This window comes from Comamonas jiangduensis, assembly GCF_030162955.1.
Classification (GTDB): Bacteria; Pseudomonadota; Gammaproteobacteria; order Burkholderiales; family Burkholderiaceae_C; genus Comamonas; species Comamonas jiangduensis.
Map to the genome: position 1 here is coordinate 255,173 of NZ_JARXOV010000001.1, position 14,964 is coordinate 270,136.

Below are 14,964 nucleotides of genomic sequence, written 5' to 3' on the forward strand. Positions count from 1 at the left end.
TTTGTAGCTACCAGCGCCCGCAGAATAAGCGGCAGCGCCTGTTTGAGGGTAAATCGGCAGTGTGTTGAAGGGGGCACAACCAGCGCTGCGAATGCCCGCCTATTTATTTGTTGAAACGGCTCATCTGTTCCATCGCCTGCTGCACATGCTCAAAGTTGGGCGAGTCTTTGAGTGGCCGGTAGCGCTTGTCGACCAGTTGGAACTGTCCTGCCGAGCCGACTTCCAGAATACGGTCTTTGCCGATGATGGCGTATTGGCTGTAGCCAGAGGACAGCAGCCAGTCGCGATCGCTGGGGGTACCCAGCAGGTCAATCCCGGTAGAAAAATCCTGTGCCGGGTTTTGCACCCCGAGGTAGTTTTTCATCAGGGTCGGCACGATGTCTGCGTGGCTGGTGAAAAGGCCTTGCCAGCGCGCATCGGCTGCCAGCCCTTGGCCCACCATCACAAACGGCACTTTCACCTGAATGTCGGAGAAGTTGCTGTTGTGGCCCCAGTAGTTCAGGCCGTTGTCGTTGATCTCTTCGCCGTGGTCGCCGGTAATGATGACGATGGTGTTGTCCAGCGCACCCGAGGCTTGCAGGGTGTCGAGCACTTTTTTGGCCTGGCTGTCGACAAAATGCACACTGGTCTTGTATGCGTTGATCCAGGGCTGGGTGTCGGCACTCGGGGTGCGCTGTGTGTAGTCCAGCCGCTGTGGCAGGGGTTCGTAGCGGTGCGGGTAGTCCTTGGGGTATTCGTAGCCGTGCGGCGCATCGTAGAACAGGAACGAGAAAGAGGGCTGGTTGGGGTTGCTGTGCTTGAACCAGTCGATCCATTCATTGGTGATGGCGATGTCGCGCTCGACGACGGTGGCGCCGGGGCTGGCGGTGCGCAGGTTGGGAACCTTGGAGAACACCGTCTGGTCAAACTCGGGATTGTTGAGCTGTGCAGAAGCAAAAATGCCGAGCTGGTAGTTCAGCGCCTGGAGGCGATCCATGAACAGCGGGCTGGTGCGGTTGTCCAGCATGCTGTGCCAGTAGGAGCCGGGCAGCCCGTAAAACATGCCGAAAATGCCTACGCGTGTGGCATTGCCCGTTGACATGTGCTGGTTCAGCATGCGGCCTGACTGCGCAAATTTCCACAAGTTGGGCGTGTTTTCTGCATTGAAGGTTTCTGCCCGCCAGGAGTCGATGACGAGAAACACCAGGTTCACCGGCTTTTCCACGGCATTCACTTTCAGCGGTTGGACGGGGTAGCGCAAATCACTGTTTTGCTTTTGTGCGGTCAGCAGTTTCTGGCGCTCCAGCGCTTCTTCGTCCACCCAGCCATATTTGCGCATGGTGCTGTTGGAGGTGGCGGGATAGAACAGCGGCAGGTAGCGCTTGATCTGGGTGATGGGCTGGTAAGCGTGCGCCGCAGCCCAGACGTGCATGGAGTTGCATGTCAGCAGCGACAAAATGGCCAGCATGCCGAATTTGCGCGTGGTCTTGAGGCTCTGCGCGGTGGGGCTGCGTTCCAGCAAGTGCAAAAGTCCATATTCCAGTGCCCACAGCAAGGCAACGCCAGCCCCCGCCATGAGCCACATGGAGATGGGAAACTCAATCACCTGGCCGGCCATGAACATTTCCAGCACCACCGCATTGATGTGGAAGCGGTATTGCGCAAACACATTCGTGTCTACAAAGAGCAGCGCAATCACCAGCGTTGCTACGGCAGAAATGCTGAGTTTGCGTGCCAGCCCTGGCAAAAAGGCACAAGGCAGCGCCAGCAATGCCACGGCGGCGCCCAGCAGCGCCATCTGAGAGAACGTGCCTGTGATGATGAACAGCCAGTCGAGCAGGCTGTCTGGCATTTCAGGCAAAAAATGAAAATAACGGGTAGCGATCAGCGACGCTATCAAGATATTGATGGAAATGAATTTTCCGTAGTTTCTGATTTTCAGCATAGAAATCCGGGCACACGCACAAACTAAGGCACCGATTGTGCCGCTTTCTCTCTATCTGCCCTGAACGCACCAGTCAAAGCCGTGTGCAGATGGCGAATGGCGCAGGCAGGCGCGTGCGGCCATGTCCGGAATTACACAAGAAAATAGCTTCCAGCCCTTATGTTTCAAGCGCTGGAAGCTATCAATTCAGGTAGCGAAAAAGGAGCCCCGAAGGACTCCTTTCCCCACCAGGAAGTTCACACCTTAGAAGGAGTGGCGCAGACCCACTTGCACGGCATGCTGTTTGCCGCTGTCGCTCAGGGTGGCGCCCGAGTCAGCCACCAGGCTCATGGTGCCGCCGTCCTTGTTCTTCAGGTAGGAGTACGTGCCGTACAGCGCGGTGCGCTTGGACAGGTTGTGCTCATAGCCCAGTGAGAACTGGTCGGCCTTTTGCGCATCCAGGCTGGCCATGTTGTGGCGCTCGTAGCGGTTGTATGAGGCCTTCACCACACCTGCAGCGCCCACGGGGGCCGCTGCACCCAATGTGTAGGTCTTGTCCTTGTAGTCCGCCATGCCTTGGGGCTGGTTGTTGGTCTGGCGGTAAGCGCCCACCATTTTGACAACGCCAAAGTCATAGCCTGCGCCCAGTGCGTAAGAGCGTTGGCGCGTGTCCAGGCCACCCAGCAGGCTGTTGTTTTGCTGTTCCGCCGCAAAAGTGGCAGACCATGGGCCTTGTGCGTAAGACACGGCGGCGTCGTAGTAAGCCTTGGTCTTCCAGGTGCTGTTGGACTGCTCACCGAACGCATAGTTGGCCGCGAAGGTCAGGCCGCCAAAGTTGGGCGAGACGTAGCCAATCAGGTTGTCTTTGCGCTTGTCATCGTTGTTGCCCAGCCCCCAGGATTGCGTGCCGCCGATGCCGGCGTGGTTGAACACGTCATAGCGTTGCATCGCCTTGTAGGCGGCGGTTTCGTCGCGGCCCAGGTGTACTTCACCGAAATTGCCCAGCAGGCCCACGGTGGCGCGGCGCTTGAAGTCCAGACCGCTGCCGCTGTCCCCATTGCCGGTGTCTGCATTGATGCCCGACTCCAGCACAAACTGCGCTTTCAGGCCGTTGCCCAGATCTTCGGTGCCGCGCAGGCCAAAGTAGCTGTCTTTGTTGCCCCCGGAGTTCAGGCCGGACCATGTGTTTTGCCCATCGACCACAGTCACTGCCTGGTCGATGTTGCCGTACAACTGCACGGACGACTGCGCAAATGCAGCACCGGTGGTTGCCATGGCCAACAAAGGCAGAGAAGCGATGATTTTTTTCTTCATGTAGGAACTCCAATCAAACAAATGAACTTGCGTAGTGTTGGTGCTTGCTTCGCTGTAAAAGTTCGCTGTGGCTACAAACTGTTGCGGGTGTTTGCAATTTCTTTACGTAGGTTTACATAGTCCTCAGGCAGCAGCAGCGGGGACTACTGCGCGCTCAGTGCAGGCGTAAAAAAAGCTGCACGAGGCAGCTTTTTTTAAGGGGGAGACTGCGGATTTACATCAGCAGGTGTTCACCAGCGTTGTCGCCACCCAAGATGACGTAGTTGACCTTGCGGATGTCCATCAGCTTGGTGCCACCGGCATAGCTGATGGAGGACTGCACGTCTTGCTCCATCTCGATCAGCGTGTTCTTCAGCGGGCCCTTGATGGGCTCCAGAATGCGCTTGCCTTCCACGTGCTTGTACTCGCCCTTGTTGTGGTCCGACGCCGAGCCGTAGTATTCCTTGTACAACTCGCCATCCACTTCCACGGTCTTGCCGGGCGACTCTTCGTGCCCTGCAAACAGCGAGCCAATCATCACCATGGTGGCGCCAAAGCGAATGCTCTTGGCAATGTCACCGTGGCTGCGGATACCGCCGTCGGCAATGATGGGCTTGGTGGCCACGCGCGCGCACCACTTCAGGGCCGACAGCTGCCAGCCGCCCGTGCCAAAGCCGGTCTTGAGCTTGGTGATGCACACCTTGCCAGGGCCTACGCCCACCTTGGTCGCGTCGGCGCCCCAGGCTTCCAGGTCAATCACGGCTTCGGGTGTGGCCACGTTGCCGGCAATCACGAAGGCGTCAGGGATCTTGGCCTTCAGGTACTGGATCATGTTCTTCACGCTGTCGGCATGGCCATGGGCGATGTCGATGGTGATGTACTCGGGGCAGATTTCCTGCTCCACAAACTTGTCGACGGTGGCGTAGTCGGCAGGTTTGACGCCCAGCGAGATCGAGGCGTACAGGCCTTGCGACTGCATGTCCTTGGTGAACTGGACGTTGTCGATGTCAAAACGGTGCATCACGTAGAAGTAACCGTGCTGCGCCAAATACTTGCAGATCTTCTCGTCCAACACGGTCTTCATGTTGGCAGGCACGACAGGCAGTCGGAAAGTGCGGCCACCCAGCTCTACGCTGGCGTTGCACTCCGAGCGGCTTTCCACGCGGCACTTGCGGGGCAGCAGCAGGACGTTGTCGTAGTCGAAGATTTCCATGGTTCCAAGCTCCAGAAAAAGGTCATGGTGGGAGTCTCACCCACCTGCATTTCAAAAGAAAGGCGCTTGGCTTGGTGCCCGGTTTGGCTGGCCTCGACAAAAATTTGGGCCAAAAAAAACCGGACCACAAAAACTTGGGCCCGGTGATTGATTCTATACGTCGGGGCATGCCTGCAGTACAGGCTGGGGCGAATGAACGCTATACGCCTAGGTGTATACCGCTGTGGGAGCGGGCTGCATGCACGGCTGCGCCCAAGGGGCGGCGGCACTTTCTACAATGGAGGGCTATGTTCCCCATCGACCTGCTTGACGGTGCCCATGACGGCACGCCCCCTTCCCAGAATTCGCCCTTGCTGCAAGGCTTGAACGACGAACAGCGTGCCGCCGTGACCCTGCCGCAAGGCCATGCACTGGTGCTGGCGGGCGCAGGTTCGGGCAAGACGCGGGTGCTGACCACGCGGATCGCGTGGCTGCTACAGACCGGGCAGGTCTCGCCCGGCGGCATCATGGCCGTGACGTTCACGAACAAGGCCGCCAAGGAGATGAATACGCGCCTGTCGGCCATGCTGCCCTACAACGTGCGCGGCATGTGGATTGGCACTTTCCACGGCCTGTGCAACCGCTTGCTGCGGGCCCACCACCAGGCGGCGGGGCTGCCCGCCACGTTTCAGATTCTGGACACGCAGGACCAGCTCTCGGCCATCAAACGCCTGTGCAAGCAGTACAACGTGGACGATGAGCGCTTTCCGCCCAAGCAGCTGGGCTGGTTCATTGCCGGCTGCAAGGAAGAGGGCTTGCGCCCCAAAGACGTGGTGGCGGCCGATCCGGACACCAAAAAGAAAGTGGAGCTGTACCAGCTCTACGAAGCGCAATGCCAGCGTGAAGGCGTGGTGGACTTTGGCGAGCTGATGCTGCGCAGCTTTGAGTTGCTGCGGGACGATGTACACCTGCGCCAGCATTACCAGCGGCGCTTTCGCTACATCCTGGTGGACGAGTTTCAGGACACCAACAAGCTGCAGTACGCCTGGCTCAAACAGCTGGCCGGTGAGATGGTCAATGGTCAGCTGCAAGGCAGCTCCAGCGTGCTGGCCGTGGGGGACGATGACCAGAGCATCTACGCCTTCCGTGGCGCGCGCGTGGGCAATATGAGTGATTTTGTGCGCGAGTTTGGCGTGCAGCACCAGATCAAGCTGGAGCAAAACTACCGCAGCTACGGCAATATTTTGGACAGCGCCAACGCGCTGATTGAGCACAACAGCCAGCGCCTGGGCAAGAACCTGCGCACCGACCAAGGCGCCGGTGAGCCGGTGCGCGTGATGGAGTCGCCCACCGACCTGGATGAGGCCAGCTGGATCGTCGGTGAGATCAAAGATCTGGTGCGCAATGACGGTTACAGCCGCCAGGAAATCGCCATCCTCTACCGCAGCAACGCCCAAAGCCGGGTGATTGAAAGCAAGCTGTTCAACGCCGGCATTCCGTACCGCGTGTATGGCGGCATGCGCTTTTTTGAACGTGCTGAGGTCAAGCACGCGCTGGCCTATCTGCGCCTGATTGAGAACCCGCACGACGAAACCAGCTTTTTGCGGGTGGTGAACTTTCCTGCACGCGGCATTGGCGCGCGCAGCATTGAAACCTTGCAAGAAACCGCGCGTGCGGCGGGCTGCTCCTTGAGCGACGCCGTCACCGCCGTGGGCGGCGCTGCGGGCACCAAGCTGCAAGGCTTTGTGGCCAAGATCGATGTGCTGCGCGAGGAAACCGAAGGCAAAACCCTGCGCCAGACCATCGAGCGCATGCTGGAAGTCAGTGGTCTGATTGATTTTTACAGCACCGAAAAAGAAGGCGCTGACCGCATTGAAAACTTGAAGGAGTTGATCAACGCGGCCGAAAGCTTTGTCACCCAGGAAGGCTTTGGCAAGGATGCCGTGGCGCTGCCGGTGGATGAAACGGGCAAAGCACTGACGCAAAGCCCCGCCAGCCAAGGTATTGATAGCAGCTTGCCCATGCTGGACTTGCCTTTGGGCGGCGTGGGGGCCGCAGCGGGCACCGATGCCGAAACCGGTGAAACCCTCTCGCCCCTGCAAGCCTTCTTGGTGCATGCGGCGCTGGAGGCGGGCGACAACCAGGCCCAGGCCGGGCAAGACGCCGTACAGCTGATGACGGTGCACGCCAGCAAGGGGCTGGAGTTTGACGTGGTGTTCATCGGCGGGCTGGAAGAGGGCTTGTTTCCCCACGAAAACGCCATGAGCGACAAGGGTGGTCTGGAAGAAGAGCGCCGCCTGATGTACGTGGCCATCACCCGCGCGCGCAAGCGCCTGTACTTGAGCCATTCGCAAAGCCGCATGCTGCATGGCCGCACCACGTTCAACTTGCCCAGCCGTTTTCTGGATGAGCTGCCCGAAGGCGCACTCAAGTGGCTCAGTGCCAAGGGTGGATTTGGGAGTTTTGCACCTAAAAGTGCAGCTGCTGGCGCTTATGGGACGGGCGCTAGAGGCCAATTTGGCGCATATACGCCGAAAGGCCCGGAAATCTTTGCCAACCCGGTCGTGCCCGTGCAAAAAGCCGTGCCTGGCCACGGGATTGTCAAAGGCAAGTCCGTGTTCCACACCAAGTTTGGCGAAGGCAAAGTGCTGGCGGTGGAAGGCACGGGCGACGATGCCCGTGCGCAAATCAGCTTTCCGCGCCACGGCACCAAGTGGCTGGCGCTGGCGATTGCCAAGCTGACGGTGGTGGATTGAACGGGCGGGCGCCCGCGCCTGCCTGCAGGCACAAAAAAGGACGCTGGTGAGCGTCCTTTTTTGATGGTGATTGGCGGCGGATGCGGCTTATTTGTAGTCGTACGTCACATCGTCCACGTGCAGCGTGCGCTCATGGTCGGGGGGCGAGAAGCAGTCGCGGAAGGTGAACACTGCAGAAGTTAAAAACATGGTGACCAGGGCCATGCCCAGCATGATGGTCAAAATGCTGGCCGCCAGATTGACGGCAGAGCCCAGCAGTGCCGACAGCAGCAAGGTCACCAGCGACAGGGCCAAGCCCGCGCCAACTGCCAGACCAAACCAGCCCAGCGCATACATCAGGAAGGCGCGGAAATTGCGCACACAGGCAATCACGCTGAAGAAGATGGCTTTGACCGGGGAGACGCCGTGCCAGTGCACCAGTGCAGGGGCATGCCACATCAGCATGGCCAGCAGGTTGTACAGCGCAAAGCCACCCCAGAGCGCGATTTGAAAGCCAGGTTGCTGCACCAGCTCTTCGGCCAGCTCGGGCGTCATGGGTTCGTTGCCCAGCGACATTTTGGCCAGCGTGCCGTCGTCAAACAGCGAGGTCAGCAGCGTAATCAGCACAATGCCCACGCTGTAGAACACGCCCAAAATCAGCAGAGACTGGATGTGGGTTTTGCCCCCGCGAAAAGGCGCAAGCACCAGATTGGGGCGGGGTGCGCGGTCTTGCGAGACTTCGGCAGCGCCCAGCATCATGACCAAGAACACCGAGGGCATGAGAATGAGTGCGGCGTAAGGGCCGAGGATGGGGAACATGCCGATCAGGGACACGGCCGCCATGCTGATGAACAGCAGCGCAGTCAGCGCCATGGGCTGGCGCCAGAAGGTTTGCATGCCGAGTTTGACCCATTGCAGGCCGGTACTGGCAGGAACGATATGAAGTTTCATGTCTGTAAAGAGGCAAGCCTAAGGCTGCAAACGGCAGCACTTGCCACGCGGTGAACTGTACCCCACTGCCCTGGGGTGGAGCAGGGTGTAGGGCTGCTGCTGCCCAGGCTGTACAGCTGCAGCGCCCGCGCAGGGCGTGCGTGCCGTGCTTTAGGCCAGGACAACGGGGTAGGCCACGCGCTGGCGCAGCACGCGCTCAAAGTGCGTGGGGTCGTGGGGCACCAGCATGGCGGCTTCGCGCGGCAGGTAGTAATCCCACAGGCGCGAGATCCAAAAGCGCAGCGCCCCGGCACGCAGCATGGCGTTGAACAGCTGGCGCTCTGCGGCTTCCAGCGGGCGCACCGCCTGGTAGGCATCAATCATGGCCTGGGCCTTGGCCGCATCGTGCGCGCCCGTGGCGTGGTCAATGCACCAGTCATTCAGGCATACACACAGGTCGAACAGGAAGGTGTCGCAGCCCGCAAAGTAAAAGTCAAAGAACCCGGTGAGTGCTTCACCATCAAACATCACGTTGTCGCGGAACAGGTCTGCATGCACAGGGCCACGGGGCAGGGCCTGGTAGGCGCTGGAGGCGGCAGTGTGGTTCTGGAAAGCCAGCTCGGCCTGCAGCAGGTCTGCAGCGTCTTGTTCCAGGTGGGGCAAGACGGTGGGCACCGTGGCATTCCACCAGGGCAGGCCCCGCAGATTGGGTTGCTCGCGGTCGTAGTCTTGGCCTGCCAGGTGCATTTTGGCCAGCATGTCTCCCACGGCAGCGCAGTGCATAGGCGCTGGTTGCAGCTGGCTTTGGCCACGCAGTTTTTGCACGATGGCGGCAGGCTTGCCGCAGACCTTGTGCAGGATGTCGCCGCTTTTCTCGTCGGCCTGAGGGTCAGGCACGGGGATGCCCTTGTGGGCCAGGTGCTTCATCAGGTACAGATAAAACGGCAGTTGCTCGGCGCTCAGGCGCTCGAACAAAGTTAACACCCACTCTCCTTGATCCGTCGTCAGGAAGTAGTTGGTGTTTTCAATGCCACCTTGAATGCCACGCAGTGCGGTGAGTTGGCCCAGGGGAACGCGGCGCAGCAAATCGCGCGCGTCTTTGTCAGAGACTTCGGTAAAAACGGCCATGCTCAGGCTAAAAAAATGAAAAACCTGCTGTGGCTCAGGCGCGACAGCAGGCGTAGGGATGGGAGTGCTTAAAACTGGAGTGCGCGCCAGACGCGGCGGCCATTGGTGCCGTCGCTGCCCTCGGTGTTTTGCGGCTGCACCTCATACGAGGGCAAATTACCGACCTTGGGTTGCACGGTGATGTTCTTGGTTTCACCGCCCACGCGCAGCTCGTCCACGCGGCTGCCACCGTCTTCAACCCGAATGCGCTCAATGCGCTGGTTGCGCTTGTCACCTTTTTGCTCTGATTTGGTGAGCTGCTCAGGTGCCTGGGCATTGGGTTGGGGCGAATTTTCGCCCTTATCCTGGGCCAGCACAGGTGCTGAGAGCAGGAGGGAGGTGAGGAGGAGGGTGGCTGCGCGCATGTCGCCATTGTATTTCTGTTGCAGCGCGCAGGCTATGTGGGATCGGTGTTGGGCCTGGGCGCAGGTGGTCAAAGTGTGCAACGGCAAAACCATTCCCATTCCAGCGGTGCCGCGCGGCAGGCACAATCGGCCGCTATGAGCAAATCCAAGACCTTGGTGCTGGTAGACGGCTCCAGCTATCTGTACCGCGCCTACCATGCCATGCCCGACCTGCGTGCCGTGCCCGGCGACCCGAGCAGCCCGGCCACGGGTGCCATTCGCGGCATGATCAACATGATGCAGGCGCTGCGCAAAGACGTGGTGGCGGACTACGCGGTGTGCGTGTTCGATACGTCTGGCCCCACCTTCCGTGATGCCATGTACGACCAGTACAAGGCCACGCGCTCGCCCATGCCCGATGACTTGCGCACCCAGATCGAGCCCATCCACCAGGTGGTGGACCTGCTGGGCTGGAAAGTGCTGGCGGTGCCCGGCGTGGAAGCCGACGACGTGATTGCCACGCTGGCCCACATGGCCGCGGTCCAAGGCATGGAGGTGATTGTCTCCAGCGGCGACAAGGACTTGAGCCAGTTGGTCAACGAGCGCATCACCATCATCGACACCATGAACGGCAAGCGCCGCGATGTGGCAGGGGTGACGGCCGAGTTTGGTGTGCCCCCGGAGAAGATGATTGATTACCAGGCCTTGGTGGGCGACACCGTGGACAACGTGCCCGGCGTGACCAAGGTGGGGCCCAAGACGGCTGCCAAATGGCTGGAGGAATACGGCTCCCTGGACAACCTGATTGCCAACGCTGATGCCATCAAGGGCGTGGCGGGCAACAACCTGCGCGAAGCGATTGCCAACGGCCAGCTGGCGCTGAGCCGCCAGCTGGTGACCATGAAAACCGACTGCGAGTTGACCGACTACATTCCGGGTCTGCCCGCGTTGGATGACATCACGCTGGATGCGCCGGACAATGCCCAACTGCTGCCGTTTTATGAGCAGTACGGCTTCAAAGGCCTGGCACGGGCGATTGCCGGTGCCGCTAGTGCAGCCAGCGCCGCTGTCGATGAACCCGCCGCCCCATCCAAAGCAGAGAAAGCGGCCAAGCCTGCTCCTGCCTCGCCCCAGGGCGATATGTTTGACATGGACGACGCAGCCGCCACCGAAGTGGCCGTGGTTGCCCAGCAGCGCGATGTGGTCTACACCACCATCCTCACGGAAGAGCAGTTCCACAGCTGGTTGGCCAAAATCAACGCTGCCGACTTGACGGCGATTGATACCGAAACCGATTCGCTCGATGAAATGGTGGCGCAGATCGTCGGCATCAGCTTGAGCGTGCAGGTGGGCGAAGCGGCCTACATTCCGTTGCGTCACGAAGGCATGGAGGTGTCGCAACAACTACCTATGGATTGGGTGTTGGCACAGCTCAAGCCCTGGCTGGAAGACGCCAGCAAGAAAAAGCTGGGTCAGCACGTGAAGTACGACCAGCACGTGTTTGCCAACCACGGCATCACCGTGCGCGGCTATGCGCACGACACCATGCTGCAGTCCTATGTGCTGGAAGTGCACCGCCCGCACAACCTGACCAGCCTGGCGCTGCGCCACGTGAACCGCACCGGCATCACCTATGAAGAACTGTGCGGCAAAGGCAAGGGCCAGATTCCGTTTGCGCAGGTGCCTGTAGACCAAGCGGCGGCCTACAGTTGCGAAGATTCCGATCAAACCCTGGACGTACATGGCGTGCTGTGGCCGCAAATACAGGCCAATGCCGGCTTGCTGCACATCTATGAATTGGAGATGCAGACCAGCGAGGCGCTGTTCCGCATTGAGCGCAACGGTGTGCGCATTGACGCGGGTGAGCTGGCGCGCCAGAGCAATGACTTGGGCGTGCGCATTCTGCAGCTCGAAAACGAGGCCTATGAGATTGCGGGCCAGCCCTTCAACCTGGCGTCTCCGAAACAGCTGGGCGAAATCTTCTTTGACAAGCTGGGCATGCCCGTGGTGAAGAAAACCGCCACCGGCGCGCGCAGCACGGACGAAGAGGTGCTGGAAAAACTGGCCGAAGACTACCCCTTGCCCGCCAAGTTGCTGGAGCACCGCAGCCTGTCCAAGCTCAAAGGCACGTACACCGACAAGCTGGCGCAGATGGCGCTGCCACGCACCGGCCGTGTGCACACGCACTATGCGCAGGCCGTGGCCGTGACCGGGCGCCTGTCCAGCAACGATCCGAACCTGCAAAACATTCCCGTGCGCACCCCCGAAGGGCGCCGCGTGCGCGAAGCCTTTGTGGCCCCAGAAGGCAAGCTGATTGCCAGCGCCGACTACTCGCAAATCGAGCTGCGCATCATGGCGCACCTGAGTGGTGATGAGGCGCTGCTCAACGCCTTCAAGCACGGTCTGGACGTGCACAAAGCCACCGCCGCCGAAGTGTTTGGCGTGGCTGTGGATGAAGTCACCAGCGAGCAGCGCCGCTACGCCAAGGTGATCAACTTTGGCCTGATTTACGGCATGAGCAGCTTTGGCCTGGCCAAAAACTTAGGCATTGAAACCAAGGCGGCTGCGGCGTACATCGACAAATACTTCCAGCGTTACCCCGGCGTGAAGCGCTATATGGACGACACCGTGGCGCTGGCCCATGCGCAAGGCTATGTGGAAACCGTGTTTGGCCGACGTTTGTACCTGCCCGAGATCAACGGTGGCAGCGGCCCCCGCAAGAAAGCTGCCGAGCGCGCCGCCATCAATGCGCCCATGCAGGGCACGGCCGCCGATTTGATCAAGAAGGCCATGGTGGCCGTACAAGCCAAGCTGGATGCGGAGAAGCCCGGCATCATGGTCATCATGCAGGTGCACGACGAACTGGTGTTTGAGCTGCCCGCCAGCGAAGCCGACTGGCTGCGTGCACACATTCCCGCAGTGATGGCAGATGTGGCGCAGCTATCGGTGCCGCTGCTGGCCGAAGTGGGGGTGGGTCAGAACTGGGAGAAGGCGCATTGATGATCGATGCGCTCATCAAAACAAGAGCTGCTAGCGCTTGATATCAAAAGGTTTCAGATGGATTTCTATCTGAAACCTTTGCTTGGTAAGCGCAAGAAGCTATAAAAATTTCTTTACGGTGTTTCGATGCTTTCTTCCGTGTACTGCTTGGCGGCATTGCGCAGCGCTGTGGTGAACGCATAGATATCGTCCAGCCCGTTGATGGGGTGGCGTTTTTCCACGCGGTGTTCGTCCATCAACCCAATGTATTTTTGGCTGCGGTTGAAGTGCAAACGGCAGATCGGGCGACGGTTGTTGTCATCCACCAAGATGCCGAAATAGCTTTGTGTGTCTCTGTAGTGCACGCGCTTGACGTCAATCACCTTGCGCACAATGGCCCGCACGATGTGAAAACCCTCCAGCTCCTCCACCGTGGTTTTCACAGCGTGGTCGTCGCCAGCATCGCCGCTGGCTTCGCTGGGCGCCAAGGTGGGGGCTTGCGCTGGCATATGCCCAGCCGCAGGCGCTAGTAAAGCGGGTGATGTGCCGTGCAGTGCATTCTTGAGGCGGTCATTGATCTGGTCATTCAAAAACTGCACCATGGCTTTTCGGGTCAACGCCGTGAATTGATCCCGTACTTTTTGCGTCACGATACCGTCATACACGCGGGCACAAATCAGTTTGACGAGGGCTTCCGAGGGGAGGGTGAATTCATTGGCCAGTTGCTTCTTGATTTGGCTGATGTACTTCAGCTCTTCGGCCGAGTTGATGATGGATTCCAAGTCAAAGGCTGTCTTGGTCAGCTTGGCGAGTTCTGGAATCACATGCTCATCAAGATCCAGCAGATCCAGTTCTAAAAATGGCTTTTCATCTATTTTGTTGACGGCATCCAAATCGGTGAAAAATTTATAGTGCCGACCATTCGTCAGTATGGAGATGCGAGCAGTCGTGACGTGAAAGTAGCGGAATAACTGCGAAGCATGGTTGACGTTCAAAGTTTCACCGAGCTTTTTGCACTCGATGAGAATTTGCACTTCGTCGTTCTTCAAAATGGCATAGTCAATTTTTTCCCCTTTTTTGGTGCCGACATCGCACGTGAACTCGGGGACAACTTCGTGCGGGTCAAAAACGTCGTATCCAAGTACGGATTGGATGAAGGGCATGACCAACGCATTTTTGGTGGCTTCTTCGGTTTGAATCGTGGCTTGAATGCTTTGCAGCTTGGTGCTGAGGGCATTGAGTTTTTCAACAATTTCCATGGTTTTCTCACTCCTTTGTCGAACGAAGGTATGGAATACACACGCTTTGTGAGTGCAGTGAAAACCCCAGTGTTTGTTTGATGGGTTGAAATGTTTCTAAATCAAAAAAGTAGGTTTACCCCTGCGGTGCGCATGGGGCTGTCGATTTCCGTGGCCACCGGGCTGTACGGCATTTCCTTTGGTGCCCTGGCGGTGGCTGCGGGCTTGAACGTATGGCAGGCCATGGTTTTGAGTGCGCTGATGTTTACGGGTGGTTCGCAATTTGCCTTCATTGGTGTGATTGCCGGGGGCGGGGCAGGCTCAGCTGCCTTGGGCGCGGCCAGCTTGCTGGGCGTGCGCAACGCGGTGTACGGCATGCAGATGAATCGCATGCTGCAGCCCTCGGGCTGGCGCAAATGGCTGGCCGCGCAGGTGACGATCGATGAATCTGCGGCCACAGCCTCGGGGCAGCGTGACCCTGCGGAGCAGCAGCGCGGTTTCTGGACAGCAGGCATCGGTGTGTTTGTGCTGTGGAATGCGTTTACCTTGCTGGGGGCGATGCTGGGCGATGCGTTGGGAGACCCTCGCCAGTGGGGGCTCGATGGTGCGGCCGTGGCAGCTTTTCTGGGGCTGCTGTGGCCGCGTCTGCAGCAGCGTGAGCCGGTGGCGCTGGCCGTGCTGTGCGGCGTGGTCACGGCTTTGGCGGTGCCGCTGTTGCCGCCGGGCTTGCCGATTTTGGTCGCTGCCGTGGTGGGTGCAGCCTGGGGGTGGTGGCGCAGTGCACGGCTGGCCCAGGATGCGGTGAAAGAGGTGGTGGCAGCATGAGTTTGTGGCACTGGATTGTGTTGGCCTGTGGCATCGCGTTTGCGACCAAATGGTTGGGTTACGCCATCCCCGCACGGTTTTTGCAAAACCCCCGCATGACGCACATCGCCGCGTACATGACCGTGGCGTTGTTGGCGGCATTGACGGTCATAAATACCTTTGCCCAGGGTGACAGCTTGGCGCTGGATGCACGATTGGCCGCCCTGCTGGTGGCGGCTGTGGCTTTATGGTTGCGCGCGCCATTTTTGCTGGTGGTGGTGCTGGGGGCGGCCAGTGCAGCGCTGCTGCGGTGGCTGGGGTATTGAAGCCGCTGGGTTGCGGGCAATTTGCAGGCTTGGCCTCTTGACAGCTTGTGTAC

Annotated in this window: 11 protein-coding genes; 4 read left to right on the forward strand and 7 right to left on the reverse strand. The window is 59.4% G+C overall.

Features of this window, described 5'->3' with window-relative positions; translation table 11 throughout:
• Positions 1-103 precede the first annotated feature (103 nt).
• The 3 genes from QEP12_RS01165 to QEP12_RS01175 form a co-directional block, all read right to left on the reverse strand.
• Positions 104-1,924, reverse strand: a complete 1,821-nt coding sequence (locus QEP12_RS01165) for a DUF3413 domain-containing protein (protein WP_284213105.1) — start codon at positions 1,922-1,924, stop codon at positions 104-106.
• 243 nt (positions 1,925-2,167) lie between these two features.
• On the reverse strand, positions 2,168-3,217 hold the full coding sequence (locus QEP12_RS01170; RefSeq protein ID WP_284213106.1) for a porin: 1,050 nt from the start codon (positions 3,215-3,217) through the stop codon (positions 2,168-2,170).
• 214 nt (positions 3,218-3,431) lie between these two features.
• A complete protein-coding gene (locus tag QEP12_RS01175; protein WP_219162771.1) occupies positions 3,432-4,409 on the reverse strand; it encodes a GMP reductase in 978 nt (325 codons plus the stop codon).
• A 287-nt stretch (positions 4,410-4,696) separates the two neighbouring features.
• On the opposite strand from QEP12_RS01175, the gene QEP12_RS01180 reads away from it, so the two are divergent.
• Positions 4,697-7,144: a UvrD-helicase domain-containing protein gene (locus QEP12_RS01180; RefSeq protein WP_284213107.1), complete on the forward strand. Its 2,448-nt coding sequence runs from the start codon at positions 4,697-4,699 to the stop codon at positions 7,142-7,144.
• 87 nt (positions 7,145-7,231) lie between these two features.
• Here the strand turns inward: QEP12_RS01180 and QEP12_RS01185 are convergent, their stop codons facing one another.
• The 3 genes from QEP12_RS01185 to QEP12_RS01195 form a co-directional block, all read right to left on the reverse strand.
• Complete coding sequence (locus tag QEP12_RS01185; RefSeq protein ID WP_174863015.1) at positions 7,232-8,074, reverse strand: BPSS1780 family membrane protein; 843 nt, start codon at positions 8,072-8,074, stop codon at positions 7,232-7,234.
• Positions 8,075-8,224: 150 nt separating this feature from the next.
• On the reverse strand, positions 8,225-9,181 hold the full coding sequence (locus QEP12_RS01190; RefSeq protein WP_284213108.1) for a homoserine kinase: 957 nt from the start codon (positions 9,179-9,181) through the stop codon (positions 8,225-8,227).
• Between the two features lie 68 nt (positions 9,182-9,249).
• Positions 9,250-9,585, reverse strand: coding sequence for a hypothetical protein (locus tag QEP12_RS01195; RefSeq protein ID WP_219162768.1), 336 nt, complete (start codon positions 9,583-9,585; stop codon positions 9,250-9,252).
• Positions 9,586-9,720: 135 nt separating this feature from the next.
• On the opposite strand from QEP12_RS01195, the gene polA reads away from it, so the two are divergent.
• Positions 9,721-12,564 carry a DNA polymerase I gene (gene polA / locus QEP12_RS01200; protein ID WP_284213109.1) on the forward strand — a complete coding sequence of 948 codons (2,844 nt, stop codon included), beginning with the start codon at positions 9,721-9,723 and terminating at the stop codon, positions 12,562-12,564.
• A gap of 113 nt (positions 12,565-12,677) precedes the next feature.
• On the opposite strand, the gene QEP12_RS01205 is transcribed toward polA, so the two are convergent.
• Positions 12,678-13,802, reverse strand: coding sequence for a type I restriction endonuclease (locus QEP12_RS01205; RefSeq protein ID WP_284213110.1), 1,125 nt, complete (start codon positions 13,800-13,802; stop codon positions 12,678-12,680).
• A gap of 90 nt (positions 13,803-13,892) precedes the next feature.
• Between QEP12_RS01205 and QEP12_RS01210 the strand changes: the two genes are divergently transcribed.
• Positions 13,893-14,606, forward strand: a complete 714-nt coding sequence (locus QEP12_RS01210; protein ID WP_174863017.1) for an AzlC family ABC transporter permease — start codon at positions 13,893-13,895, stop codon at positions 14,604-14,606.
• Positions 14,603-14,911: an AzlD domain-containing protein gene (locus tag QEP12_RS01215; RefSeq protein WP_284213111.1), complete on the forward strand. Its 309-nt coding sequence runs from the start codon at positions 14,603-14,605 to the stop codon at positions 14,909-14,911. Before QEP12_RS01210 ends, QEP12_RS01215 begins: the two co-directional genes overlap by 4 nt.
• The last annotated feature ends 53 nt before the right edge of the window (positions 14,912-14,964 follow it).